This is a genomic window from Streptomyces sp. A1136 (genome assembly GCF_004795055.1).
Classification (GTDB): Bacteria; Actinomycetota; Actinomycetes; order Streptomycetales; family Streptomycetaceae; genus Streptomyces.
Map to the genome: position 1 here is coordinate 1 of NZ_SSBJ01000344.1, position 534 is coordinate 534.

1 protein-coding gene is annotated in these 534 nt (G+C 74.0%); it reads left to right on the top strand.

The features are described 5' to 3' along the window. Positions 1–95: 95 nt before the first annotated feature. Positions 96–534: GntR family transcriptional regulator (locus E6R62_RS38950; RefSeq protein WP_136218046.1), on the top strand; the 439-nt coding region annotated here is incomplete at its 3' end.

Genomic DNA, 534 nt, shown 5'->3' on the forward strand with positions numbered 1-534 from the left:
GGCGGGGGGCGTGCTCGGGCGCGTACGTCGTGTTCTCGTTCGTGGTCATGGAACGAAGGTACGGGGCGTATGGCACACGGGTATGGTCCATTCCCATGGTGAAATCCTGGGCCACTTCTCCGGAAACTCTCGGTGTCGATCTGCACATCGACGTGGGCGGCGCGGGCCTGCGCTCGGGTCTCACTCAGGCGCTGCGCGAAGCCGTGCGCGGCGGGCGGCTCGCGCCCGGCACCCGGCTGCCGTCCTCGCGTTCGCTCGCCGCCGACCTCGGGATCGCCCGCAACACCGTCGCCGACGCCGACGCCGAGCTGGTCGCCGAAGGCTGGCTCACCGCGCGCCAGGGCTCCGGCACCAGGGTGGCCCAGCGCGCGACGGCCCGCCCGGACCGCAGCCACACCCGGCGCCTTCCGGCCCGCCGCAGACCCACCTACAACCTGATGGCGGGCTCGCCCGACCTCGCGTCCTTCCCGCGCGCCGAGTGGCTCAAGGCCGCCCGCCGGGCCCTCACCGAGGCCCCGCACGAGGCCTTCGGCA